Origin of the sequence: Thermobifida fusca YX, assembly GCF_000012405.1 — a bacterium.
Classification (GTDB): domain Bacteria; phylum Actinomycetota; class Actinomycetes; order Streptosporangiales; family Streptosporangiaceae; genus Thermobifida; species Thermobifida fusca.
This window is the reverse complement of the sequence record NC_007333.1, coordinates 3,425,759-3,447,281: the sequence shown is the minus strand read 5'-3', so window position 1 is coordinate 3,447,281 and position 21,523 is coordinate 3,425,759. Positions and strand designations below refer to the sequence as shown.

Below are 21,523 nucleotides of genomic sequence, written 5' to 3'. Positions count from 1 at the left end.
CACGCTCGGCGAGTTCACCGATAAGAATAACCATCTCGGCGAAGCTTGCAAGGGGAGAGCTGCCCTGCCGAGGTAGGGAAAACACAAGGTAGATTCTTTACTGTGCTTCTCTCCGACCGTGACCTTAGAGCCGCCATCGAATCGGGGCGGGTCAAGCTAGACCCCTACGACCCTGAGCTTGTCCAGCCGTCGAGCATCGACGTGCGGCTGGACCGCTACTTCCGGGTGTTCGAGAACCACAAGTACCCCCACATCGACCCGGCGGTGGAGCAGCCGGGGCTGACCCGGCTGGTTGAACCGGAAGGGGATGAGCCGTTCATCCTGCACCCGGGCGAGTTTGTGCTGGCGTCCACTTACGAGATGGTGACGCTTCCCAACGACATCGCCAGCCGTTTGGAAGGCAAGAGCTCTTTGGGACGGCTGGGGCTGCTCACCCACTCCACGGCCGGGTTCATCGACCCGGGGTTCTCCGGGCACGTCACCCTTGAGCTGTCCAACGTGTCGACGCTGCCGATCAAGCTCTACCCCGGAATGCGCATCGGGCAGTTGTGCATGTTCCAACTGTCCTCGCCCGCGGAGAACCCCTACGGCTCTGAGGTGTGCGGGTCGCGCTACCAGGGGCAGCGTGGTCCCACCCCTTCGAGGTCCTACCTCAACTTCACGCGCACGAAGATCCGGGAGGGGGATCAGTAGCCCGGATACCCCGGGGGACCGTAGGGGCCATAGGGGCCGTAGCCCGGTGGGGGAAGCTGCTGGCGTTTGGGCCGCGTGGGCAGGATGTAGGCGGCGAGCAGGCCGCCGAGGAAGCCGAAGAGGTGCGCCTGCCACGAGATGCCTTGGCCTTGCGGTAGCACGCCGAAGATCAGCCCGCCGTAGAAGAGTACGGTGCAGATCATGATGACGATGTCGATCGTCTTGCGTTCCACGAAGCCGCGGAGCACCAGGTAGCCGAAGTAGCCGAAGATGAGGCCGCTCGCGCCGACGGTCAAGGAGTAGGGCACGGAGAGCAGCCACACGCCGATCCCGCTGACGACGGCGATGATGAGCGACGCCCACAGGAAGCGTCCCAGCCCGCTGAACGCCACCAGGGAGCCGAGGACGAGGAAGGGCACGGTGTTGGCGGTGAGGTGGGCGAGGTTGGCGTGCATGAACGGTGCGGTGAACACCGTCCACAGGTTGTCGGCGACCCAGGCGTGGATGCCGAACTGGCGGTCGAGTAGGCCGCCGAGGAGGAAGAAGTCGACGATCTCCAGGATCCACATCGCCGCGGCGAATACCGCGACGGTCAGGACTGCGCTGATCCGGGACTTGGTCATTCTTCGACTCTATTGAACCGGGTTTGCTGCGGGGAAGGGCAGGCTTTCGCGCCCGTAGCTGTCACGTTCTGTGATGTCCCGCATCCAGACAGTTGGTCACTGAGAGTTTCTGTCTGGTTGCGCAGACGAACTGTCAGGCCAAGAAATAGTGATCCAAATCACTCAAAAATGACCAGTGATGTAAATCACAAAATCTTGCTTTTTGGGCTCCCTATCCCCCCTTGCATGAGGGACTTTTCCGAACCCGCTTCTTAAACCTGTTGCTTCTCTGTGATCTTTCTAAGGGAAATCCCAGGTCAACGACTCTAAGGTGTCATAACCGTGCAAAACGGACGTGTGGTGTGTGAAGTGTAGGGCTTAGCGGTCACACCAGGCCCAGCAACTCAGCCCCGCGCGTTCCTCAGTGGCACGTCACAAGAGCCGAGGAGGGCACCACACAGAAGACGCCGTGCCAGACGAAGTCGACCGAAGGGAAACCGTGCCAGCTGTACGCGCGAACCACCTGTACAAGGTGTTCGGCAAACGAGCATCCCAAGCCGTCGCACTGTTGTCGGACGGGCGCCACCGCGACACGATCAAGGACCTGAACGTCACAGCCGCGGTCATCGACGTCTCCTTCGAAGTCCAGCCAGGTGAGATCTTCGTGGTCATGGGGCTTTCCGGGTCCGGGAAGTCCACGTTGATCCGCATGCTCAACGGGCTGCTGCCGCCGACTGCGGGGACAGTGGAGATCGACGGAACCGACATCACCACCCTGTCCCGGCGTGCCCTGCGCGCCCTGCGCGGCGAAAAGATCAGCATGGTCTTCCAGCACTTTGCGCTCCTCCCGCACCGCACTGTGCTGGAGAACGCCGCCTACGGGCTGGAAGTCCGCGGGGTGTCGCGTGCCGAGCGCCACGAACGCGCCGCGCACGCCCTCGACCTGGTCGGACTGGGCGACTGGAAGGACCACCTGCCCAACCAGCTTTCCGGTGGGATGCAACAGCGCGTCGGCTTGGCACGGGCGTTGACCGCCGACACCGACATCATCCTCATGGACGAGGCGTTCAGCGCCCTCGACCCGCTGATCCGCCGCGACATGCAGACCCAGCTCCTGCAACTCCAGGCGGAACTGGGGAAGACCATCGTCTTCATCACCCACGACCTGAACGAGGCGATGCGCCTCGGCAACCGCATCTGCGTGCTCCGCGACGGGCGTGTCGTCCAGATCGGCACCCCCGAGGAGATCCTCAACCACCCGGCCGACGACTACGTGGCCCGGTTCACCGAGGACGTGGACCGCAGCCGCGTGCTCACCGCGGCCTCCGTCATGGAGCCCGCTCCCAAGGCCGAGGCTGCCGACTGGGAGCGCGTGGCACCGGACGCCCCCGTCGTCGAACTGTTCCAGCGGGTGGCTGCCTGCGACAGCCCGCTCGCCGTGGTCGACAAGGAAGACCGAGTCATCGGCGCGGTGTCGCCCACCACGATCCTGTCCGCGCTCGCGATGCCGAAGGAGGCGAGCAGCGCTGTGCCCAGCCTGGCGAACGGTACTCGACGTGAAGGGGCTGCCAAGTGAGCTGGCTTTCGCCCTTCCCACCCCGGATTCCGCTCGGTGAGGGCTTCGAAGCATTCAACACGTGGCTCAAAGACCACTTCGGTGGGCTGTTCGACGTCATCGGCACCGTCATCAACTGGGCGGTCACCACGCTCCGGGACTTCCTCACCGAACCCCAGGCCGCCCAGTTGACGGCGATCGCCGCCGCCATCCTGGCGGTGCTCCTCGTGCGGGCGCGTCCCATCCCGGTGCTCGTCATCGTCGGCAGCACCATTGCCCTGTACGTGGGGCAGGCGACGTTCGAGCTGGGCAACACGCTCGTCAACCATTCACCGCCGCAGCTCTTCCTGTGGGCGATGCACCTGTTCGGCCAGGAGAAAGTGGAATCCAACCTGGTCATCGGGATCGTTGCTCTCATCGCCCTCGTCGTGGTCGCCGCCGTCTACCGGATCCGGCTGCCGTTGGTTGCTGCCGTTGCTGGCGGCTGGCTGGCGGTGATCCTGTGCGGCTGGCTGCTGTTCGGCGCGATCCCCGAGGTGATCGGCCAGCCCACAGCCATCCTCATGATGCTGCTGCTCAGCACCCTGGCGTGGGTGGTGGCGGGCTGGAAGCTCGGCGTGTTCTCCCTGGTGGCGCTCACGCTCGTGATCAGCATCGAGCAGTGGAGCAACGCCATGTCGACCCTGGCCCTGGTGCTGGTGGCCAGCCTCATCGCGGTAGTCATCGCCATCCCCATCGGGATCGTGGCCGCCTACAGCACCGTGGTCAGCCGCATCGTCAAACCGGTGTTGGACCTCATGCAGACGATGCCGGCCTTCGTCTACCTGATCCCGGCGATCTTCTTCTTCTCGCTCGGCGCTGTCCCCGGGGTTGTGGCCACCGTGGTGTTTGCCATGCCTCCTGGGGTGCGCCTCACCGAGCTGGGCATCCGGCAGATCGATAAAGAGGTCGTGGAAGCGGGTGAAGCATTCGGCGCCTCCCCCTTCAAGATCCTCACCGGGATCCAGTTGCCGCTGGCACTGTCCACGATCATGGCGGGCGTCAACCAGGTGATCATGCTCGGCCTGTCCATGGTCGTCATCGCCGGCATGGTCGGCGCTGGAGGACTCGGCAACCAGGTCTACCAAGGCATTTCCCGCAACGACGGCGCGCTCGGTTTCGAAGGCGGTATCGCCGTCGTCATCCTCGCAATCTTCCTGGACCGGCTCACCGCGGCGATCACCCGCCGCTCGCCGCAGGCTCGCGCCGAGCGCGCCGCGGCCTGACCGGACCACACAGACCGCGCCGTCGCTCCCGAACGCGCGGCGGCCCACGCTTCCTTCCCGCACGGAAGCGTGCAGCACGAGTAGAAGGGAACCACGACGTGAAACCCACCAAGCGCACCCGGCGCTTCGCCACGGTTGCTGCTGGACTTACTTCATTGGTCCTGCTGGCCACTGCCTGCGGAGGAGACGGGGGTAGCGGCCTGGCGGGCGGAGACGAAGCTTCGGGGCACGACGGCAAACAGATTGAGATCGCCCTCATCCCGTGGGAAGAAGCCATCGCTACCACCCACATGTGGAAGGTGATCCTCGAAGAACTCGACTACGAGGTGACGATCACCGAGGTCGACGTGGCGCCCATGTACCAGGGGGTGGCCAACGGCGACATCGACATGTTCCTGGACACGTGGCTTCCTCTCACCCACGGCGACTACTGGGAGGAGTACGGCGAGCAGGTGGAGGACCTCGGCGCCTGGTACGACAACGCGGTGCTGACCCTCACCGTCCCCTCGTATGTGGACGAGGTGGACTCCATCGCCGACCTGGCCGACCACGCCGACCTGTTCGGCGGCCGGATCGTCGGTATCGAATCCGGGTCGGGCCTGGTGCGTACCACTAAGGAAGAGGCGATCCCCACCTACGGCCTGGACGACTACGAGCTGATCGAGTCCTCGACCGCGGCGATGCTCGCCGAGCTGGACTCGGCGATCTCCGACGAGGAGCCGATCGTGGTCACCTTGTGGCGGCCGCACATCGCCTACGCCCAGTACGACCTGAAGGACCTGGAGGACCCTGAAGGCGCGATGGGCGGCGCGGAGGAGATCCACGCTGTGGGCCGCAAGGGCTTCAGCGAGGACTTCCCCGAGCTCGCCGAGTGGCTCCGCAACTTCGAGCTCAGCGACGAAGAGTTGAGCTCCTTGGAACAGGCCGTGCTCGCTGACCACGAGGACGACCCGGAGGCGGGGGCCCGCGAGTGGCTGACCGCCAACCCCGAGTTCCTCGAGCGCACCCTGGGTGACGCGGCGAAGGACCTCTCCTTCTGATCCGGCGCGCCGACACCGGCGGTGGGGTTGTCCCAGTACAGGGATGACCCCACCGGGGCGGCTGGGCAGGCGTTTAGGCGCCCGCGGTGATCGACCGGTCCCGGGGCGGGATGCCCGCGGTGTTCATGAACGCTTCCACTTTGGCCGGTGAGGTCGCGGCGGTGAGCGGCAGGTACGGGCGGCCGGCCCGACGGCCTTCCACCGACGGGAAGATCTTGGGCCGTCCCGTGGGGTCGCACAGGCCCAGCGACCGGATACGGCCAGGAAGCAGATAGTAGGAACCGATCTCCGAGAACGGGATGCGCACCACGTAGCGGCCGCGTATGTAGCAGAACTCCTGGCCGTCGATCTCCAAGACCGGGGTTTGGGCGCGCAGGCCGTGCCAGACCAGGGCCAGACCGGCGCCGATGGTGAGCACGCCTAGCACCACACTGGCCCAGTGGGACGGATCAAGCGCGATGATGACCCCGCCGAGCGCTACCACGGCCGCTCCGCCCCACAGTTCGACGTATTTGTGCACCAAGGGGCAGGTGAGGCGAACCTTCTGGGTCACGGACATGCCTCTTTCACAGTTGTCTGGATCTCGCGACGAGCCACGGGAGAACCCGCCGTCCCAGTGACCGGCGTGGAGCTGTCAACCGAAGCCACCCATGGTGAGTGGGGCATCTGTCGCGGGAGAGAAGCGATGACTATCGCTGAAGGAACCATATCGTTCCCTGGCGTCCGTTAGGTGCCGAATCCTCACCTCAGCGGCGTGCTCATGGCCGCTTTCCGCTCCGAAGCTGAAGGAGTTCCATGGGAAGGCCAAGGACAGGTATTGGGAGCAGAGGTCGGCGGGAATGACCGGCATGACGAGTGCCCGACGTGGAGGAGACGGACAGGCCATGGCCCGCCTCAGCATTGACTTCGGTGACCACGCAACTGCTATCGCGGCGGCGGTGCGCGCCCGGCGCGAAGAGCTGGGGTGTGGTCAGCTCGAGTTCGCCCAGCAGACCCCGAAGATTCCCTTGCGGCTGCTGCAGGACGTGGAGCGCGGCCGGAGGACCAAGTACAGCAGGGACGTGTGCGCCAAGCTGGAGTTCAAGCTGGGGTGGACGCGTGGGTCGATTGAGCGGATGGCTGCGGGCGGGCTGCCTGAGGAGGTCAACGACCTCATCTCGGTGGTGCGGGACGAGGACCAGGGCACGGAGACGCGGCGCTATCTGATCGGCAACGAGGAGCTGTTGCAGCGCATCTACGTCGACTTGCAGGCGACGACCGCGGACATGCCGGAGGAGGAGGCGCGTGCGCTTGTGGAGCAGGCTTTGGAGAGTGCGCGGACCCAGGCGCTCCTCGTCGTCCACCGGGAGAAGCGAAAACGGATGAGCCGCAACCGCGCAGCCCGGTGAATGCTGCGGACAGATCACCGCGGAGGTGAGCGGAAGAGCAGGTCCGGTAAGGTAAGGAAACTTTCCTCGCATATCGTTGCGGGGTAGTGCAAGAATAGTGACACAACGTCGTGTGGTGGCCGCTGGGGATCGGGAGGAGCACGCGGAAACCCTGAACTCCTTGGGCGGCCGCCGTGTCCGCACCGTGTTCACGAGGGATCACAATGCCGCAGCCATCCCACAGCCGCTCCCGGGCCGGACCTCGAACGCCGCGACTGTCGCTCACCTACAGCCCACTCCCACCGCACGTACCTTTCTTGTTGACCCGGCACCGGTACGGGACACTCCTCACCATTCGCGAATCATCCACGTACGCCGAGCTGATCGACGCAGGGCTGCGGCAGATGCAGCCGAAACTGCGGGATCTCGTCTTCACGGCCCTGGGCATGGGTGACCCGCACGCTCCCGGCGGCGTCCAGTTCCGGGGGGACCCGAACGAGAAGATGGACTGGGACTTCATTTACCGCCTGGAGGAAGCGGGACGTATCCTGCCGTGGCCGCACAAGAACTCCACGGCACGTTCCTGAGCCTGGGCGGCGTACCCCGTCGGTTCAAAGAGGCATCACCGGCCTGGCATCGGGAGCCGGAGAGCGCCCCTGCGGGCGCCCCAGCGGGTGTGGCCCGCGCCCCGGCTCCCCTCCCCAAGGACCCCTCTTTCCCCGCACGCTGCAGGTTCGCGGATGCCGGGCTGCGCCAGGCATCCGGGAGGAATCGTGGCGTTCTCGACGAAGCGCGGAACCCGGTCGGGGACGGACGTTACGCTGACGGCATGGAACGCGTGTTGGTGATCAAGGCGACCGCCGGCGAGGACGCTCCGGAACGCTGCAACCAGGCGTTCACGGTCGCGGCAGCGGCGGTGGCGAGCGGGGTGCGGGTGTCGCTGTGGCTGACGGGGGAGGCGAGTTGGCTAGCGGTTCCCGGGCGAGCTGAACAGTTCTCTTTGCCGCACGCGACGCCGCTCAACGAGCTGCTCGACGTCGTGCTTTCAAGCGGCCAGGTCACCGTGTGCAGCCAGTGTGCGGCGCGGCGTTCGCTGACCGAAGAGGACCTGATCGAGGGCGTGCGGATCGCGGGCGCTCCCACTTTTGTGGAAGAAGTCATGGCAGAGGGAGCCCAAGCCCTGGTCTATTAAAAAGGTGTGCTCCTCTCCCGAGCGGCGTGGTACCGGGTGCCACTCGAGACAGGAGCTGTGGAGAGAGGCCGGGGCCGCCCTTGGGGCGGCCCCGGTGTGGTTCACCTCAACGTGGGTCCGGGTCAGGAGCAGGTGGCTCCGTTGAGGGTGAACTGGGAGGGCGGGGAGACGTTGCCGGTCTTGTCAGCAACGAAGCCCAGTTCCACGCTCTGGCCCGGCTGGAGCGTGGAGTTCCAGGCAGGAGCGCGGACGGTGATCTGCGAGCCGCTCTGGCTCCACTCGCCGTTCCAGCCGTTGGAGATGTTCACACCCGAGAAGCTGAACTGCAGGGTCCAGTTGTTGATGGGCGAGGATCCGGTGTTGGAGACGGTGATCGCCCCCTGCATACCGTGACCCCAGTCATTGACCACGGTGTAGTTCACCGCGCAGGTGCCGTCACCGGGGCCGCCCGGTTCACCCGGACCGCCAGGACCGCCCGGCTCACCCGGACCGCCAGGACCGCCCGGCTCACCCGGACCGCCGCCGGAGGAGTCGCCGCCGAGAGCCTCGTAGACCGCGTACCAGGCGGGCTTGCGGTTGTACTGGCCGTCGTAGAGCAGCGGAGCACCTTCACCCGGGAAGGTGTAGGGCACCCAGGAGCGCTCGTCGTCGATACCCCAGACGGTGATACCGATGCAGCGGGTCACCGCGAGGCAGGCGTTGACCACGGCCTCGTAGTCGCGGGCCTGCTGCTGGAGCTTGTACTGGTCGGCCGGCATCTGCATGCGGATGTCCAGCTCGGTGATGGCCACGTCCAGGCCGAGGTCAGCGAACCGCTGGATGTTCTGCTGGAACGTGGACGGCACCTGGCCGACGATCAGGTGGGACTGGATACCGATACCGTGGATCGGCACACCGTCGCGGAGCAGGTCGACCACCAGGTTGTAGAGGCCGTTGCTCTTAGCGTTGATGCCTTCGATGTTGTAGTCGTTGATGTACAGCTTGGCGTCGGGGTCGACCTCGTGCGCCTTGCGGAACGCGTGGGCGATGTAGTCGCGACCCATGCCGCGGTACCAGATCGAGTCGCGGAGCGTACCGTCCTCGTTGAACGCTTCGTTGACCACGTCCCAGGCGTAGACGTCACCCCGGTAGCGTCCGGCCACCACCTCGATGTGGTTCTCCATGATGGACCGGAGCTGGCTGCCGGAGAAGCCGCCGTTGTTCAGCCAGGACGGCAGCTGGCTGTGCCAGACCAGGGTGTGGCCGCGCACAATCTGGTTGTTGGCCTTGGCGAAGTTGATGATGTTGTCGGCCTGGCTCCAGTTGTACTGGCCCCGCTGCGGCTCCAGCGACTCCCACTTCATCTCGTTTTCGTGGGTGATGGCGCTGAACTGGGTAGCCGCGATGTTGCGGTACTGGGCGTCACTGTTGAGCGGGCTGTAGGCGATAGCCGTACCGAAGTGGCGGCCGCCGTTCTGGGCAGCCAGTTCCCGCAGGGTCGACTCGGCCTGTGCCGGGGCGGCCGTGACCAGCAGGCCGGCGGCAGTCAGCGCCGAGGTGAGGAGGAGGCTGAGCGAGCGTCTGGCTCGCCGCGAAGGACGGTGACGGGTTTCCGTCATCGACTTTTCCTTTCGCGCGACGGATGTTCTTTTGTGGCGCGACCGACGTGCCCCCTCAGCCTGTCGGTCAGACCGCACGTTCGGGAGCGCTCCCACGTGCGACCGGTGACAAATCTAACACGTTACGTATCGGAGTGGAAGATCGTCTTTATAAAACCCATACGGACAGCCGTTACTCAAACCTCGAGCAGGACAGTGAACGGGCCCTCGTTGGTCAACGCCACCGACATCCGCGCACCGAACACACCCGTCTCCACTCGGGCGCCCAAAGCACGCAACTCTTCGACGACCTGGTCCACCAGAGGCTCCGCCACCGGTCCCGGTGCCGCAGCGTGCCACGTGGGACGGCGCCCTTTGCGGGCGTCGCCGTACAACGTGAACTGGCTGACCACCAACAGCGGCGCGCCCACGTCAGAACACGACTTCTCGTCCTCCAAAATCCGCAGCGTCCACAGCTTCCGCGCCAGCTTGGCAGCCTCGGCAGGCCCGTCCGTGTGGGTCACCCCTACCAGCGCCAGCAGACCTGGCTCGTCAATCGCCCCCACAACCTTCCCGTCGACCGTCACCGAGGCATGGCTGACCCGCTGCACGACCGCGCGCATGACACTGCTCCTCTCAGATCAGGGTCCGGAACTGCCGAGTGTTGGAGATGACCCCGGACAGGGTCAGCGTGAACACCTTGATGGAGTCGGCAAAATCCTCCAGACCCCAGTCTGCCGGCCCGCGATACCAGGACAGTCCCTGACCGGATGCCTCTTCTGCTCCGGCAGCCGCCAAAATCCGCGCCCACTGTTCCACGTTGTCGAAGATGATCGCGTACGGCAGGTAGCGGGAGAACACGTGGACGCGCCGATCCGGCGGAATATCGTCCACCTGGGCCCGCAGCAGGTACGCGCGGAACCCCACGACGTGCGCGAACACAGCGCTGCCCAGTTTGGTCTTCGCGGGCACGTACTGGGCGCCGACCGTCACCGCGGCCCCCGCGATGACCAGCGCAAGCCCGGTGAACGCCGCGTTCGTGAAGATCGCCAGCATCACGGTGACCACTACGCCCAGCAGTGCCAGGAAGATGCCCACTGTCGTCCACTGGTTGCGCTCCCGATTGGGGCGGCGCGCAAACCACTTCAACCGCACCATGTCCCGGTACAGTTCCTCGCGCACGTCAGCTAACTGCTGGGCGAACTCCTCGCCCAGCTCGGAGAGCCGGGTCTGCGGGCCCTTCGGGAACAGCGCGTCCAATAGAAGGCGCTCATACGGCAGCAGCGTCTCCTCACCGCGCTGACCGGTCCGGGTGAGCAGCCAGTCCACCGAGGCGTAGCGTTCATGCGGCAGCTCCTCGATCCGCAGATAGCCGCGCACCGCTAAATCCACCACGGTCGCAGTGATGTCCACGACGTCTGCCTGCTCGTCGATCAGCGTGCCGATCTGCCCGGGGTGGACGTTGTCCGGGGGATGGAACTGCAGGCTGCCGCCCACCCCCGGCTCTACGGGGGCGTGGTCGGCTTTCCGCGCCTCCGACCGCAGCGCCCGCTCGTCTCGGCCACGGACCCAGATCAGCAGCACCAGGCCGCCGACCAGCACCACGAGCAGCAGCCCGAACACCCCCGCGGTCACCGGGGTGATCGCGAACGCTGAGGTGAGCGACCAGGAGCGGGACAGGATCAACGTGCTCTCCGCGGTGCCCTGCGGATAGCTCACCACGATGTCGAACGTCTGGCCCGGCTCCAGGTCGGTTTGGAGGAAACGGGCGACGAGCGCTTGAGGGCCGCCCATATCCGACGACGTGCAGTAGATGGAACTGAGCGGCTCCCCGGCCGCGCACGACAGCGCCTGCGGCGGGCTGGGCGCGTCCACCACCACCGTCGTTTCTTCCACGAACTCGCTGTAGCCGCCGATCGCGGTCCACTCCAGCTCCAACCGGTCGCCGACCTCGCTGACCGTGCCGAGCACCTGATAGTCGAGGATGACGACGGAGGCGCCCCCGGTGGCGAGCACCGCATCCATGGTGGTGTCGTCTTCAGTGACGGTGACCTCGACCGGGTCGCCTGCCCCGGTGTGCGCACTCAACCCGCTGATCTCGTACCGCCGGTCGTGGTCGGTGTCGTAGGGCTCCTGCAGCAGGAAAGTCCGAGTGAACTCGGCGGGACTCTCCCCGCCGAACGTGATGCGTTCCTGCGCGTGCAGAATCCCCTGCTCGTCCAACCGCAGCGAGATCGTGTTGACGATCTGCCCGGCAGCAGGCTCCCCTTGCTGGATGGTGTGGGTCTGCGGGTCGTGAGGAGCCGATGCTGGGACCGGGCCCCCGAGCAGCGCCCCCGTCGACACCACGGCAGCGAGGCTGAGCAGAGCCGTTCCCCTCATCGTCTACCTCACCTGTTCTTCCCCGCACACCACACACGGTGAGCCTATCGAGCGCGTCCAGCGGATCTGCGAGAAAGATGGCCGGGCAGAAGTATCGCCCTATTCGTCCTTGCATAATCAAAAAGTGACCTAAGACGGGCCGACAGTGGGGAACAAGCGGGTGCGAGGACGGAACAGCACAGCGGCACCAGCCAGGAAACGGAATTTCGGCAGCGAGTACCTGCTGCCTGCCTACACAGCACGCGCCGGGCCACGCCCCCTGGGGATCGGGGTGTCGATCTCCCTGTTCATGGGCTTGGCGTCCGTCGCCTTGGCAGGTTTCGTGCTCGTGGCCTCCTTCCTGGAGTCGGGCACCAGGCCGCTGGCGGGCACCGCGCCCCCGCCCGCCGACTCCGGTCCCGCGCCCCCTGAGGGAGCTCTGGCCCGGGACATCCTGACCACCAACCCGCTCTACTTGAGCGGGGAGCTGCGGCCGGTGACCTGCCCTGCCCCGGAGCTCGACCCTGCCGACCCGGAATCCGTGGAGAACTTCCTCCACGAGGTCACCGACTGCCTTGATGAAGCGTGGGGCACCCACCTGAGCGCCGCAGGACTAGAGTTCGAACCCCCCAACCGGATCTATTGGTACACCTCGGGGCAGAGCCCGTGCGGGACCTATCCCGCGGAGGGGACGTCCGCGTTCTACTGCCACGCAAATAAAGGACTGTACCTCGGGGTGGAAGACATCGTGGCCGATTCCGGACACAGCGACCAGGCCGTGGCGTACACGTTCCTGCTCGGCCACGAGTACGGCCACCACGTGCAGGGGGAGACCGGCATCCTCACCCAGTACCAGGCGATGCGGAGCGGCAGCGACGGCAAAGAGAACCGCGACGCGTGGAGCCGGCGCAGCGAGCTCCAAGCCAACTGTCTGAGCGGGGTGTTCCTCGGCGCGGTAGAGAACAGTTTTCCCGTGGGCACAACGGAACGCGAAGAGGTGCTGCGGGACGTCGCGCTTCGCGCTGACCGGGGGGATATCCACACCCACGGCAGTCCTGACAACGGTCAACTGTGGACCAAGCACGGCATGGACCGCAAAGACCCCGCCGCATGCAACACGTGGGAGGCGAGGGAGGAACTGGTCGACTGACCAGGAAGCCGGTGGACGAGTCACGCTGGGACGGGGAGTGGGAAGACAGGCAGACCGCGGAGAGCCACAACCGCGCCTGGGGCCCCTTCGCCGCGGTGGGGGCGGCGGTCCTCGCCTTGGCGCTCCTGCTGGGCCACAGCACCGGGGCGTTCGACGTGCTGCGGCCAGATCACGACGCCGCCGAACCGGAACCGCAGGACGCCCCCGATGACACCCGTCCAAGGCCCGACAGCAGCCTGCTCACAGAGTTCCCTGAAGAGAGCGTGCTCTTCCAGAACCCGCTCTACGCCACTGGGCGGCTGGCCTCCCCGCCCTGCCCCGCCCCGGAGCTTGACGTCCACGACGCCGACTCCATGGAGCACTTCCTGCACACGCTCACCGACTGCCTCGACCAGGCGTGGACGGTCCAGTTCGCGAAAGCCGGACTGGACTTCGAACCCCCGGAACGGGTCTTCTGGCGGAAACCCGGCAGCAGCCCGTGCCGCGACTACCCGTCAGCCGCGGGCGGCTTTTACTGCAGAGCGAACAAGAGCATCTACCTGGGGGTGCGGGACATCGCGGCTAAATGGAAGTACAGCCCGGAGAGCGTCGTCTACGCCTCGCTCCTCGCCCACGAGTACGGGCACCACGTGCAGGGAGAAGCGGGGATCCTGGAGTACTACCACGAGCAGCGCCGTCAAGAAAGCGACCCCGCCCAGCAGAGCTTCTGGACCCGCCGCAGCGAACTGCAAGCCAACTGTCTGGCCGGGGTCTTCCTCGGATCAGTGCAGGTCACCTATCCCATCGGGGACAGCGAATACGAGACGCTTCTCGAAGACGCCGCGAACACTGCGGACCGGGAGGGCAGCAGCGCCGCGGAACGCACCCACGGGTCTGCACACAACAGCGCGCTCTGGCTGGAGCGAGGGCTCAGCCACCAGACCCCCGGCTCCTGCAACACGTGGACAGCCGACGAGAGCCTGCTCGAATAGGCGGATTACCAGGGACCGTAGGGGCCGTCGCTGCCGGAGCGGCCGATCTGCCGGACCGCGGGCCGCACGTCGATCAGGAAGATGAGGGAAACGGCCAGCGCCAGGATCGTCAGGAACACGAACATGCCCGCTACCGCGGCCAGCGAGACCAGTGTGCTCGCACTGAGCAGACCCACCCACAGCCCTTTGGTCTGCTTGTCCATCGCGGGGAACGCAGGTGCGGGGGTGCGGGCCGCCTCGATCAGCGCGTACAGCGACACCACGAAGATCGCCAGATGGAAGACCTGGAACAGCAGATCGAAAAAGCCAATGGCGTACACGCGAGCACCCGACCTCTGCTTCGAAGAACCTTGCCTTCAGAGTAAACGTACGACGGCCGCGAAACGTGCCCGGACAGCACGGCCTGTTACAGAGGCAGATGCCACAGTGTTAGGGTCACCGCCATGAGGGAAGCCGACCCGCTCAACACCGCCGCCGTGGCCCTGCGGGACAGTTTCACCGGGTTCAACAGCCGGGAAACCCGCGCCAACACCTCGGGCTGGTTCTCGTTGGGCACCACCGCCATGGCGCCGAGGGGGATTGCCGCCTTGCCTGCCGCGCCGAACCGCACCAATGCCGTCGCCAGCTCGCGGGGCGAGTGGTAGCGGCGGGCATGGTCGTCCGCGCACATTTCGATGAGGAGCGCCACCGCGTTGTAGCAGCGTTCCATCAGCCGGATCTTCGGGAAGGCGCGTTTCAGCGAAGAAAACGGGAGGAGGACAAGGTCGTGGCGTTGCCGCAGGTGGGCGTGCTCGTGGGCGAGGACTGCGGCAAGCTCTCGGCGGTCCAGTACTTCCAGGGCTCCCGCGCTGATGACGATCTGCGGGTTCAGCACGCCGGGCAGGCAGTAGGCCGCCGCTGCGGGATGGTCGAGCACCCGCGCCCCGGGAATCTCCGGGTGGTCGCGGGCGACCAGGGCGAGAAGTGCCCGATGGCGGCGGCGGGTCCGCACGACCTGGATGAAGGAGACCGCCAGCCCCCAGAGGAGCACGGTGGTCAGGCCGACCGCGGCGACGATTGCTGCCACGCGGGTTGCAGCGAAGTGCCCCTCAGCCAGAACCCCCAGTTGGAGGCCGTTCGCGGCAGCATCCTCGGCGAGGGCGGCCAGACCGAGAAGAATTCCCTGCCCGTAGGGGGCGAGGCCGAACGCTAGCAGGGCGCCAATGGTGGATATCCCCCACGCCAGCCCCAGCGCCTGCCAGGCGACCACAGCGACATGCGGGCCTCGGGAAGGCCACTGGGCACGCAGCAGGTGGTGGGCGGCGAGAAGGCAGCCGCCTGCGATCAACGTGAGCAGTGCGGCAACGACCATTCAGCTACATCCTTGATCTGTCGCTCTCCCCGTGCTCCCCGTGGTTCTCCAAGAGGAGGCGGCGGAGCACTTCGGCTTCCTGCCCGCTCATCGAGCGGACGAAGGCCGCCAAAGCGGCATCGCGGTCACCAGTCTGGCCGAGCGCGTCAAGCATCAGCTCCGAGATGTAGGTCTCTCGGCTGGCTGCCGGGCGATACCGCCACGCACGTCCGTCGCGGTGCCGACGTACGACTCCTTTTTTGGCGAGCCGGTCAAGCACGGTCATGACCGTGGTGTGGGCGAGGTCGCGGTCTGCAAGAGCACGACCTACTTCCCGAACCGTCATGGGCTCGGTTTGTTCCCACAGTACATCCATCACCGCGCGTTCAAGGTCGCCGAGCCTGGTCTTCATAGAAGTCAGTTTACTGTTGGTAGTACTACACCGTGTAGGAGGGAAGGGTTCCGCTCTCCGGCAGGCACTGCACGCCATGGCCTGGAGCGCAATCGGTGACGAGACGCGGGGCCGTGGGGTCGAACCTGGTGGCGCAGAGCGCCCTGCGCCGGGACGCTAGCGGACTGGTCCAGAGCGCATGAAACGGAAGCGCCCCGGGGCGGTGACGGGGCGCTTCCTCCAAGAAGGTCCGCAAGAGCTACGGCTTCGCCTCGTACTTAGGGGTGCCGCGCAGGCCCAAGCCGAGCAGGATGCGGCCGAAAGCGGGCGAGACCCGCTCTTCCAGGAAGCGGGCCACCGTGTAGTAGATCCCGGCGACGACCACGGTGACGAGCTCGGTGAGTACTTCCTCCGGCAGCTTGATCCCGAGATGGGTGGCAGCGAAGGTGGTGAGGGCCCCGACGATCAACGGCACGGTGGTGCGGACGATGGATGTGAGCATGGACGACCTCCCGGCCGACGGGCTGACAACGAAGGTGCGGGCAAGGGGAGGGGTCGGGGAGCAGACTTAGGCGGTGCAGGAGCGAAGCAGGGCGGCTCAGCGCAGCCAGACGTGTCCTTTGAACGTGGCGCGCCGAATAGTGAAGGGCTGTTCCCCGACGTTGTAGACGCGCAAGTCCATGGTGCGTCCGGAGCCGAGACGGTTGACGACCGGGAACACGGGGAACGACCGGCCTTCAGTGCCGATGCCTTCTGCGATCGGGTGCAGCGAGTACTTCTTGGTCGCCCGTTCCCAGTCGGCCATGTGCACTTGGACGTCTTCGCCTTCCGCCAATCCTTCAATATCCAGCCAGAGCGCACCGTTGAGATCGCAGGGCTTGGAGATGACGGCGAGGCCGTCCTTGTGCGCGGTCTTGGCAGTGTCCGTCCACACGGTGTCCCAGCGCAGTGAGACGTATTGCTTGGGTGGGACGACGACCTCCTTGGTCTGCGCGATGTTGAGGTAGTGCGGCACCTCGTCCTCCTCGGTGTCGGTGGTTCCCCAGCGTGCTGGCTTACTGAAGACCCCGTCCCGGACCATCCGGTAGAGCGTGTCACCGGGACAGGACGTGCTGATGAAGTCGCGGTGGCCTTTGACCGTCCCGGCGATGGACATCGCCGGTTCCATGAGCCATTCGCGGAGCTGCCGGACCGCGTTGATCTGGGCGTCGGTGATCGTGTCGGAGGGCCCGCACATGAGCGTCACCGAGTAGTAGGTCGCGTTGCCGCCCGGCTGGGCGGCCTGGGATTTGTACAGTCCGCGGCCTTCGAACACGTAGCCGTGCGGGCATGCTCCGAAGCTGTTGCCCGTGAAGTAGACAGTTCCGGCGCGCCGGGCCAGCCAGGTGGCGTTCGGGGTGCGGACGCACCACACACGCCCCGTATACGGTTCTTCGGCGATGGTGAGGCCCGGTGTCGCAGCTTTGGGGGCGAAGTCCTGGGCCGTGTCGAGGTGCACGAGCCACACGTCGGCGGGGGCGGGGCCGGGCAGGGTGCGGTGGCGCAGCGATGCCGGGTATCCCGCCAGGATGGCGGCGAATTGGAAGGCTTCGGCCCGCCGCCGGTCCCGGTGGACGAGAGCGGTGCGGGAGGCCGTGGTCGTGCCGTGGGCGCGGCACGCGCGCACAGAAGTGTCGATGAAGAGGTTGAGCTGAGCCCGAGTCAGGGAGCGCAGGAAACCGAAGCTCACTGCCCCGTCGGGGATGTGTTCGAGCAGCATCCGGCTCGCCCCCGGGGACAAGTGGAATTCCACGCAGGACCGGGTGAGGCGCTCTCGCCACCAAGGCCTCCGGCCGCCTCGGGAAGGCTGCGGTGCAGGGGGACCGAACAGGGAGTGCAGTGCTGCTCGGATCCGGGCTGCTCCGAGCCCGTCCCTCTGGGAGAGGGCGAGGGTGGCGGAGTGGCGGCTGCGGGTGGCGTGGTCGCCGAGCCAAAGCCACGCTACGAGCTCGACGAGAGCATCTGACCATTTGGGTTCGGTAGGGAGGTCCCGGCACGGGGCTGCCTGGGGGATGCGGTCCCCGTCGGTCAGGGTTTCGGTCGTGGCCCACGTGCGTTCCCGGCGGGTTTCCTCAGACGCCGCCGTGGTGCGGGTGGCGCGTTCCACGGGCCAGCGGTGCTGCGGGGTGGTGAGTGAGGAATGGGTGCGCCCCTCCATGCGGATCATGGTCCGCGGTTGCGCGGGAAACACGTAGACGTCGAGGATCGGCTGCCATTCCGCGAGCCCGGTGCTGTGGTTCAGGGTGAGCGCGAGGTCCCCTGGGGCGGTTTCCCGGAATGTCTTCCAGCCGTCTGTGGTGAGAATTTCGGTCTCTTCGTCTACGCAGTAGCCGATGTCTGCCCAGCCGCGCGCTGGGCCGGTGTGGAATGATCGAGTGTTTTTCCAGTAGTTGATACAGGCGCTGTGGTCTTTGGCGGCGAGGTTTTGGTTGGAGCCGTCGTAGTGGATGACTAAGCCCAGTTTCGGGTTGGCGTATGAGGCGTTGGAAGGTCCCCACCCGAGGTCGGACCTGGACACAAATCGCTCGGGTTTGGGCATGTGTCCTCCAAGCGGAAAACAGGCTTTGACCAGGGCTGTTACTGGTTGTTCCGCGACAAGGGGGACTTGATAACCAGTTGAAGAAAAGCGGTCACTACGTTCCGTAAAAAGGGGTGGCCGCAATTTCCTCGGTCCATCGGGAAAGAAAACGGCAATAGTCGAATTCGGGAAGCTGTCGGGAAAGCGTGGCGATGTCGTATTAAGCGGTTTTTGTCGGCTGCGCGACAGGAAAGCGTCTTTGCTTCCTACGGGCGGTGGATCCCCGGGATTCCCGGTGCTGCCGGGCATGCGGCGCAAAGAAGTGCGGCTGCAGGCTCTGCGCCTCCAGCCCTGGCCCTGCTCTGAGCAGGGAGGCCTCCGCTGGGCGGACGGTGCTGTGCAGGCGCAGGCGCCGGCACCAGGGATGCCATGCGACAGTAAGGAGACCGTAAGTAGAGTCTCCGCTACTGTCCGAAATGCTGTGCCGGGTGTGACGTATGTGAGTTTTGTCGTATTCGGTGGGCGGGTGTGTCGGGCCTTTGCCCAGACAGGTAAGGGGAAGGTCAAGAAGGCCTGACCTTTCGCAGAACCAGGCCCAGGCAATCCCCACCCCGAGTGCCGGTGCCCACTGACCTCGTGGTCAAGATGGGAACACTGCGCCCTTGGGCGAATGTTGACCTTGAGGTCAGCAGCAGTACAACCGCAGAGGACCGGAAGGGACGGGGAACCGAGTGGCGTCACAGACTCCGGGTACGGAGGCTCAGAGCCAGACGGTGCAGCCCGGCAGGATCGCCGCCATCAGCCTGCACACCTCACCCCTCGACCAGCCCGGAACCGGCGACGCCGGTGGGATGAACGTCTACATCGTCGAGGTAGCCAAGCGGCTGGCGGAGCGCGGGATCGCCGTCGACATCTTCACCCGGGCGACCTCCTTCGAACAGCCTCCCGAGGTCGAACTGGCGCCCGGGGTCACCGTCCGCAACATCGCGGCGGGCCCCTACGGCACACTCGACAAAACTGCCCTGATCAACTACCTGTGCCCGTTCGTGCACGGCATGCTGCGCGCCGAAGCAGAGCACCTCGGCGGCAGCTACGACCTAGTCCACACCCACTACTGGCTCTCCGGCCAGGCCGGATGGCCCGTCGCCCGGGAATGGGGCGTGCCGCTCGTGCACTCCATGCACACCATGGCCCGGGTGAAGAACATGTCCCTCGCCGAAGGCGACACCCCCGAGCCTGAGGAACGAGTACGCGGAGAAGACGCCCTGGTCGCCCTCGCCGACCGGCTCATCGCCAACACTGACGACGAGGCAGCCCAGCTCATCAACTACTACGGCGCCTCCCCCTCGCGCGTCTCCACCGTGTTCCCAGGGGTCGACCTTACGACCTTCACCCCCGGGTCGCGCGCCGAATCGCTGCGCCGTCTCGGCCTGCCCGAGGACACCATCCTGCTGCTGTTCGTCGGCAGAGTGCAGCGGCTCAAAGCCCCCGACGTGCTGCTACGCGCCGCTGCCCGCCTCCTGGAGCTCAACCCCAGCCTGCGTGACCGCCTCGTTGTCGCAGTAGTCGGCGGCCAGTCCGGAACCGGCTACCGGGAGCCCTGGCTGCTGTCCGACTTGGCGGACTCCCTGGGCATCGCTGACCTGGTCCGCCTGGAACCGCCCTGCCCACGGGCGGAGCTCGTCCACTACTACCGGGCAGCCACCGTGACCGTGGTGCCCTCCCACTCGGAGTCCTTCGGTCTGGTAGCAGTGGAGTCTCAAGCCTGCGGCACTCCCGTGGTCGCGGCCCGCGTCGGCGGCCTGCCCACCGCGGTGCGCGACGGCGTCTCCGGAGTGCTCATCGACGGGCACGACCCCCACGACTACGCCAACGTGCTGCACCGGATGATCACCGAACCCCGTTGGCGGGAACGCATGGGAGCCGCGGGCATCCACCACGCCTCCGGGCTGAGCTGGGAGTCGACCGTGGACGGGCTGCTGGCGGCCTACCGCGACGCCCTCCACCAGTGCCGACTCACCGTGCCGTGCCGGTGACCCCCGCCGGTGCGCTGAAGGCGAGGACGGCGACGAGAACAGCCCACCCAGGACGACACGACCGAGAGAGGACCGTATGCCCACACAGGAACAGGTCGACGCGGCCGAGGCGATCGAACAAGCGCTCAAAGAAGCGGAACTGGAGTACGAACGGCCCCGGCCCGACGCCTTCCTGGTCACCCTGCCGGGCGAGCGCAAGCTCAAGACTCTGGTGTGGCTGAACATTGGCAGACACAGTCTGCTGATCAAGAGCTTCTTCTGCCGGCGGCCAGACGAGAACGAAGGCGAGTTCTACCGCTACCTGATGCGGCGCAACTCCGACATGTACGGCATGGCCTTCACCGCCGACGACGTGGGCGACGTGTACATCACCGGGCGGCTGCCGCTGGCCGGGATCACCCCGCAGGAAGTGGACCGGCTGCTGGGGTGCCTCCTCTCTTACTCTGATGAGAACTTCAACCCGGCGCTGGAACGCGGGTTCGCCACGGCGATCCGCAAGGAGTGGGAATGGCGCACCAAACGCGGCGTGAGCCGCCGCAACCTGAAAGCCTTCCGCCACCTGGTGGAGCAGGGCTCTGACGACGGGTGCGCCCGGTGAAACCTAGGAAAATTGGCGTAGACCATTCGCTGCCCTCCGCCGTGGGCGGCCAGGGCGAGTCGCTAGGCTGAGACACATGTCGACTCTGGTTCTGCTGCGCCACGGCGAAAGCGTGTGGAACGCTGAAGGGCTGTTCACCGGCTGGGTGGACGTGGACCTGTCCCCGAAAGGCGAAGAGGAAGCCCGCCGCGGGGGCAGGCTGCTGGCCGAGGCGGGAATCCGCCCCGATGTGGTCCACACCTCCCTGCTGAAGCGGGCCATCCGCACCGCCAACATCGCGCTTGAGGAGGCCGGACTGCACTGGATTCCGGTCAAGCGCTCCTGGCGGCTCAACGAACGCCACTACGGCGCCCTCCAAGGAAAGAACAAGGCGCAGACCCGCGCCGAATTCGGTGACGAGCAGTTCATGATCTGGCGGCGTTCCTACGACACGCCTCCGCCGCCGCTCGCCGAAGACAGCGAGTTCTCGCAGCACAACGACCCGCGTTACGCCACCCTGCCCCCCGAGCTGATGCCGCGCACCGAATGCCTGGCAGACGTCGTGCGGCGGATGCTGCCCTACTGGTACGACGCGATCATCCCCGACCTGGCTGCGGGACGCACCGTGCTGGTCGCGGCGCACGGCAACTCGCTGCGCGCCCTGGTCAAGCACCTGGACAACATCGACGACAAGAGCATCGCCGGGCTCAACATCCCCACCGGTATCCCGCTGGTGTACGAGCTCAACGACGACTTCACTCCGCGGAAGACGGGCGGCGAGTACCTGGACCCCGAGGCGGCCAAAGAGGCCATCGAAGCGGTCAAGAACCAGGGCAAGTAGTCCGGAGCAGTGGACGCG

22 protein-coding genes are annotated in these 21,523 nt (G+C 66.1%); 12 read left to right on the top strand and 10 right to left on the bottom strand.

Features of this window, described 5'->3' with window-relative positions; translation table 11 throughout:
• The first annotated feature begins 102 nt into the window (after positions 1-102).
• Positions 103-693, top strand: coding sequence for a dCTP deaminase (gene dcd / locus TFU_RS14605; RefSeq protein WP_011293355.1), 591 nt, complete (start codon positions 103-105; stop codon positions 691-693).
• Here the strand turns inward: dcd and TFU_RS14600 are convergent.
• Positions 687-1,316: a rhomboid family intramembrane serine protease gene (locus TFU_RS14600; RefSeq protein WP_011293354.1), complete on the bottom strand. Its 630-nt coding sequence runs from the start codon at positions 1,314-1,316 to the stop codon at positions 687-689. The genes dcd and TFU_RS14600 overlap by 7 nt on opposite strands.
• 478 nt (positions 1,317-1,794) lie before the next feature.
• Between TFU_RS14600 and TFU_RS14595 the strand changes: the two genes are divergently transcribed.
• The 3 genes from TFU_RS14595 to TFU_RS14585 all read left to right on the top strand — a co-directional run bounded on the left by TFU_RS14595 (position 1,795) and on the right by TFU_RS14585 (position 5,155).
• Positions 1,795-2,871 carry a quaternary amine ABC transporter ATP-binding protein gene (locus TFU_RS14595; RefSeq protein WP_011293353.1) on the top strand — a complete coding sequence of 359 codons (1,077 nt, stop codon included), beginning with the start codon at positions 1,795-1,797 and terminating at the stop codon, positions 2,869-2,871.
• On the top strand, positions 2,868-4,115 hold the full coding sequence (locus tag TFU_RS14590) for an ABC transporter permease (protein WP_011293352.1): 1,248 nt from the start codon (positions 2,868-2,870) through the stop codon (positions 4,113-4,115). The genes TFU_RS14595 and TFU_RS14590 overlap by 4 nt, the downstream gene beginning before the upstream one ends.
• Positions 4,116-4,213: 98 nt before the next feature.
• Positions 4,214-5,155 (top strand): glycine betaine ABC transporter substrate-binding protein, encoded by a 942-nt coding sequence (locus TFU_RS14585; RefSeq protein ID WP_011293351.1) that lies wholly within the window; start codon positions 4,214-4,216, stop codon positions 5,153-5,155.
• A 73-nt stretch (positions 5,156-5,228) separates the two neighbouring features.
• On the opposite strand, the gene TFU_RS14580 is transcribed toward TFU_RS14585, so the two are convergent.
• Entirely contained in the window at positions 5,229-5,714 is a 486-nt protein-coding gene (locus tag TFU_RS14580; RefSeq protein ID WP_011293350.1) for a hypothetical protein, read from the bottom strand.
• Positions 5,715-6,039: 325 nt separating this feature from the next.
• Between TFU_RS14580 and TFU_RS14575 the strand changes: the two genes are divergently transcribed.
• From TFU_RS14575 to TFU_RS14565, 3 genes are all read left to right on the top strand, one after another.
• Positions 6,040-6,543, top strand: a complete 504-nt coding sequence (locus TFU_RS14575) for a hypothetical protein (RefSeq protein ID WP_016189374.1) — start codon at positions 6,040-6,042, stop codon at positions 6,541-6,543.
• 203 nt (positions 6,544-6,746) lie between these two features.
• Positions 6,747-7,109 carry a hypothetical protein gene (locus TFU_RS14570; RefSeq protein ID WP_011293348.1) on the top strand — a complete coding sequence of 121 codons (363 nt, stop codon included), beginning with the start codon at positions 6,747-6,749 and terminating at the stop codon, positions 7,107-7,109.
• A gap of 242 nt (positions 7,110-7,351) precedes the next feature.
• Complete coding sequence (locus TFU_RS14565) at positions 7,352-7,714, top strand: DsrE family protein (protein ID WP_011293347.1); 363 nt, start codon at positions 7,352-7,354, stop codon at positions 7,712-7,714.
• 122 nt (positions 7,715-7,836) lie between these two features.
• On the opposite strand, the gene TFU_RS14560 is transcribed toward TFU_RS14565, so the two are convergent.
• The 3 genes from TFU_RS14560 to TFU_RS14550 all read right to left on the bottom strand — a co-directional run bounded on the left by TFU_RS14560 (position 7,837) and on the right by TFU_RS14550 (position 11,673).
• Positions 7,837-9,312: an endo-1,4-beta-xylanase gene (locus TFU_RS14560; protein ID WP_011293346.1), complete on the bottom strand. Its 1,476-nt coding sequence runs from the start codon at positions 9,310-9,312 to the stop codon at positions 7,837-7,839.
• Between the two features lie 176 nt (positions 9,313-9,488).
• Positions 9,489-9,914, bottom strand: a complete 426-nt coding sequence (gene dtd / locus TFU_RS14555; RefSeq protein ID WP_011293345.1) for a D-aminoacyl-tRNA deacylase — start codon at positions 9,912-9,914, stop codon at positions 9,489-9,491.
• 13 nt (positions 9,915-9,927) lie between these two features.
• Positions 9,928-11,673, bottom strand: coding sequence for a DUF2207 domain-containing protein (locus TFU_RS14550; RefSeq protein WP_011293344.1), 1,746 nt, complete (start codon positions 11,671-11,673; stop codon positions 9,928-9,930).
• A 271-nt stretch (positions 11,674-11,944) separates the two neighbouring features.
• Between TFU_RS14550 and TFU_RS14545 the strand changes: the two genes are divergently transcribed.
• Complete coding sequence (locus TFU_RS14545; protein WP_016189371.1) at positions 11,945-12,802, top strand: neutral zinc metallopeptidase; 858 nt, start codon at positions 11,945-11,947, stop codon at positions 12,800-12,802.
• A gap of 11 nt (positions 12,803-12,813) precedes the next feature.
• Positions 12,814-13,773, top strand: a complete 960-nt coding sequence (locus tag TFU_RS14540; protein WP_011293342.1) for a neutral zinc metallopeptidase — start codon at positions 12,814-12,816, stop codon at positions 13,771-13,773.
• A 5-nt stretch (positions 13,774-13,778) separates the two neighbouring features.
• Here the strand turns inward: TFU_RS14540 and TFU_RS14535 are convergent, their stop codons facing one another.
• From TFU_RS14535 to TFU_RS14515, 5 genes are all read right to left on the bottom strand, one after another.
• Entirely contained in the window at positions 13,779-14,093 is a 315-nt protein-coding gene (locus TFU_RS14535) for a DUF2516 family protein (RefSeq protein WP_011293341.1), read from the bottom strand.
• A gap of 86 nt (positions 14,094-14,179) precedes the next feature.
• The gene (locus TFU_RS14530; protein WP_011293340.1) at positions 14,180-15,124 is read right to left on the bottom strand and encodes a M56 family metallopeptidase; all 945 of its coding nucleotides are present in this window, start codon (positions 15,122-15,124) and stop codon (positions 14,180-14,182) included.
• A 4-nt stretch (positions 15,125-15,128) separates the two neighbouring features.
• Complete coding sequence (locus TFU_RS14525) at positions 15,129-15,515, bottom strand: BlaI/MecI/CopY family transcriptional regulator (protein ID WP_016189369.1); 387 nt, start codon at positions 15,513-15,515, stop codon at positions 15,129-15,131.
• A 238-nt stretch (positions 15,516-15,753) separates the two neighbouring features.
• On the bottom strand, positions 15,754-15,996 hold the full coding sequence (locus tag TFU_RS14520) for a hypothetical protein (RefSeq protein ID WP_011293338.1): 243 nt from the start codon (positions 15,994-15,996) through the stop codon (positions 15,754-15,756).
• 96 nt (positions 15,997-16,092) lie between these two features.
• Entirely contained in the window at positions 16,093-18,072 is a 1,980-nt protein-coding gene (locus tag TFU_RS14515; RefSeq protein WP_011293337.1) for an N-acetylmuramoyl-L-alanine amidase, read from the bottom strand.
• 710 nt (positions 18,073-18,782) lie between these two features.
• Here TFU_RS14515 and mshA point away from each other — a divergent pair.
• From mshA to TFU_RS14500, 3 genes are all read left to right on the top strand, one after another.
• Positions 18,783-20,087 (top strand): D-inositol-3-phosphate glycosyltransferase, encoded by a 1,305-nt coding sequence (gene mshA / locus TFU_RS14510; protein WP_011293336.1) that lies wholly within the window; start codon positions 18,783-18,785, stop codon positions 20,085-20,087.
• Positions 20,088-20,163: 76 nt separating this feature from the next.
• Positions 20,164-20,685 (top strand): YbjN domain-containing protein, encoded by a 522-nt coding sequence (locus TFU_RS14505; protein WP_011293335.1) that lies wholly within the window; start codon positions 20,164-20,166, stop codon positions 20,683-20,685.
• A gap of 76 nt (positions 20,686-20,761) precedes the next feature.
• Positions 20,762-21,505: a phosphoglyceromutase gene (locus TFU_RS14500; protein WP_011293334.1), complete on the top strand. Its 744-nt coding sequence runs from the start codon at positions 20,762-20,764 to the stop codon at positions 21,503-21,505.
• The last annotated feature ends 18 nt before the right edge of the window (positions 21,506-21,523 follow it).